Origin of the sequence: Microbacterium sp., from assembly GCF_036277215.1 — a bacterium.
Taxonomy (GTDB): Bacteria; Actinomycetota; Actinomycetes; order Actinomycetales; family Microbacteriaceae; genus Microbacterium.
Genome location: NZ_DASUNI010000121.1, coordinates 1 through 3,455 on the forward strand (window position 1 = coordinate 1; position 3,455 = coordinate 3,455).

General features: G+C 65.8%; 3 protein-coding genes. All 3 read left to right on the forward strand.

Annotated features, from left to right (window positions below):
• Window positions 1–471, forward strand: a 471-nt coding sequence (locus tag VFX99_RS06240; protein WP_329665452.1) for a hypothetical protein, incomplete at its 5' end; no start/stop codon positions are given.
• A 585-nt stretch (window positions 472–1,056) separates the two neighbouring features.
• Entirely contained in the window at window positions 1,057–1,665 is a 609-nt protein-coding gene (locus VFX99_RS06245; protein ID WP_329665453.1) for a hypothetical protein, read from the forward strand.
• A gap of 37 nt (window positions 1,666–1,702) precedes the next feature.
• Window positions 1,703–3,274, forward strand: coding sequence for a heme peroxidase family protein (locus VFX99_RS06250; protein ID WP_329665454.1), 1,572 nt, complete (start codon window positions 1,703–1,705; stop codon window positions 3,272–3,274).
• Window positions 3,275–3,455: the final 181 nt, after the last annotated feature.

Below are 3,455 nucleotides of genomic sequence, written 5' to 3' on the forward strand. Positions count from 1 at the left end.
CGCAACGCTGACCAGTTCGCAACGGAACTGCCGCCGATCGCCTTCTCCGCCGATTATGGCGACCAGCTGCGGGTGATCGCTACCAACTCGATCATCTTCGGCGGGCACGAGGGCATCGATCCGCTGTACCTGCACTGTGACGCGACGGGTGACATCCAGGTGCTCGATCCGGTCGGTATCGACATTCCGTCGGGTCCTCCGGGCGAGGTGTTCTCGGATCGCACATTCATCATCCAGTTCGTACGGACTCCGACGAGCAGGAAGCAGTGCAAGAAGGGTGGGTGGCGGGCGTTCCCGCAGTTCCGCAACCAGGGCGACTGCGTCTCCTTCGTGGCCACGGGCGGCAAGAACCCGCCCGCCAAACTCGGAGCGGACGACAGGGCCGCCCGACGGGACGCCAAGAAGCCGGCGGCGGTCCAAGCGCCGCATACGAAGACGATGGGTCGCGACTCGCACGGCCTCGCCCACTGATTGCGCCGACGGGACTGAACCTCTCCGGCGAAGGCCGCCGGCGCTTTGCGCGAGAAGCGATAGCGCTGCGCCTGAGATGCCGCCATGGAAACGGCGCTCGACGGCATAGACGATGGCCATGATGAGTCGATGATGGACAAAGGGGCTAGGTCACGTTCTTCGCCAGTGCGGGCGTCAAGACGTTTGACAAGTCTCTGAAAGTGCTCGGACGGCTGCGTGCACACTCACATAAGTGTTGTCATATCATCGCGTTCGACGAAGTGGCGGCCAACCGCCGAAAACGCCGGTCGCGAGGCTTGACTGTGGTCGCGCTCGCGGAGTCTTTGACAAATGCCGCGAGCTGGGCGCTTGCTCGGGCGCCGCGACGGCGGCCGGTTTGAGCCGCGCCGCCGTGGTGCCGCCGCCACGACAGGGTGCGTGGTTTGGCCCTCGTGAGCGCCGGGAATCGTCTCCTTGCCGACAATACAGAGTGCATAGCGGAGGACCGTCGTTCTCGCCCGACCCCATCTGAGGGCGGTCGACGCTGCGGTGTGCACTAACGGATAGCTTTACCGTCCTGTCCCTCCTGGCCTCGGAGGATGCCCCATGCAGACCGGTCGATATTCGCGCCTCCGGCGAGTCTTAGCAGTCGCTGCAGCCGGGGTCTTGGTCACGTCGTTGACGGCGTGCACGGGTCGCGGTGGAGGGCAACTGCCGCCAGGGCCGGGATTTTCCGGGGCAGCGTCGTTCGGCTTCAGCTTCAGTTGCGAGGACAGCGGCGGGCTCAATCCGCCTACGGGTCGCCTTCACGTCGAACTGTCGTACAACGACAGGGGCAGCAACCCGATCGGCTCTGCATTCTCGATCCACGGGATCGTCGACACGATCGACCCGGTGACGGAATCCATGATCTGCATCGGTCAGGAGCCGCCGCCGGATGGGAACAGCCTGATCTTCCTCGGGCGTTACTACCTGACGTCCTCAGCACCGACCGGCTTCCCGTCGACGTGCCCGACGCGTGACACCGCGACGACCCCGATGTGCCGTTTCGAGGTCGTCGTTCAAGACAACGACAACAATCGAGCGCCGTCGACCGGCGACGCGTTCAAGATCACGCTGTCCGGCGGAACAGCACTGTCCAGTCAACTCGCCGCCGAGACCGTCTTTTACACCCGTGGCGGCCTGCTGGCGAGCGGCAACGTCACAGTCGGATAGGCGTTGCCCACCCGACCAACGCGCAAGGAGGACAGCCATGGAGCGTGACGAGCGCCAGCAGGACTCGAGTCGCCAAAGCAGCTCGTTTTCCCGCCGCGGTTTCCTCGCCGGGGCGGCCGGCTTGTCGGCCGGCGTGATGCTCGGCCGCATGCCGAGCCTCACGTATGCCGTCGGAACCGAGGGCGGCCTGCATGGCGTCCCACTTCGAGGAATGTACTTGACGACCAAGAACCGGCTCGCCGAGGGCCGTTTCGGGGCCATGTTCAAGCAGCTTCCGGCGTTCGCGCCGCCCGACGACCTGCTGCAAGGCCTGGCCACGACGATGGTCGAGGACCTGACCATCCCGGACGACATGAACCTGAACACCAGCCCGCGACTCTTCGCCGGGTTCACGTTCATCGGGCAGTTCATCGACCACGACATCACGTTCGACACCACGCCGCTGGACCTGCAGCAGGCGGACCCGGACGCGACCGTCAACTTCCGGACGCCGCGCTACGACCTCGATTCGGTTTACGGGCTCGGGCCGGTCAATGAGCCCAAGTTCTACGATCCGGCCGACCGCGACAAGCTGCTGGTGACGCCGAACGTCAACGGTGTCGAGGACATGCCGCGTGACGGCGACGGCCAGGCGATCATCCCCGAGGGACGCAACGACGAGAACCTGATCATCGTCCAGTTCCACAAGGCCGTCGCGAAGTTCCACAACCGGATGGTCGAGCACGCTCGCGCGCAGGGCGTCCGCCGCGAGTGGGTGTTCGAGACCGCACGCAGGCTGACCCGGTGGCACTACCAATGGGCCGTGATCCACGACTTCCTTCCGCGCTTCGTCGGCGACGAGCTCGTCGGCACGAAGGGCAGCGTTTACCGGGAGGTCGCCGGAAAGCCCCCGCTGATCAATCTCGGTCACTACAAGCCGACCAACCGGCAGGGCCGGCCGTTCATGCCGATCGAGTTCTCCGTCGCGGCGTATCGGTTCGGTCACAGCATCATCCGGCCCTTCTACGTCCTCAACCAGACGACGTTGGACAAGGGCGGGGTCCCGATCTTCGGCCCCGAGGGCGGCTTCAACCTCAACGGCGGCCGACCGATCCCTGAGGACCTGGTCATGGAATGGAAGAACATCCTCCCGGTCGACCCGAATTTCCCGGCTCGCAAGCCGCGCAAGCTCGATACCAGGCTGTCGCTTCCGCTGACCTCGCTCCCCGGATCGGTCGTCCCGCCCCCTGACCCGACGGTCCACCTGGCCGTCCGTAACATGTTGCGCGGAAAGCACGTCGGTCTGCCCTCGGGTCAGCAGGTCGCGAAGGCGATGCGCGTCACCGCCCTGTCGAACGCCACGCTCGGACTCACTCCCAACCCCGGATGGGGCGGCGAGGCACCGCTCTGGTACTACATCCTCAAGGAGGCCGAGCTCTCGCCTTACAACGCCGAGCGGCTCGGCCCGGTGGGCGGCAGGATCGTCGCCGAGATCCTGGTCGGACTCCTGCAGCGCGACCCGAACTCGTACCTCTACCTCGATCCCGCGTGGAAGCCGGCCCCGCCGATTGCCCCGACCGCCGGCCAGTTCAGCTTTGTCGACCTGCTGAAGTTCGGCGGCGCTGCCTGACCGCCGCGCTGCGCGGTTTCGCCTGCCAGGAGCACTCGAGCGGCCGCGCCGCTTGCTAGCGCTGCGCGAGAAGCGCGAGAAGCGCGAGCCGCCGTTGCGCTTATGGCGCCTGTCGCGTCTCGTCCAAGCGATAGCCGGTAGCTGCGCGACGGACTGTCGCTTGTGCCTCAATCCATCAGCT

Excerpts from the sequence above, each read along its gene's own strand:
- VFX99_RS06245 (WP_329665453.1), top strand. The coding sequence starts at position 1,057 with ATGCAGACCGGTCGATATTCGCGCCTCCGGCGAGTCTTAGCAGTCGCT.
- VFX99_RS06250 (WP_329665454.1), top strand. The coding sequence starts at position 1,703 with ATGGAGCGTGACGAGCGCCAGCAGGACTCGAGTCGCCAAAGCAGCTCG.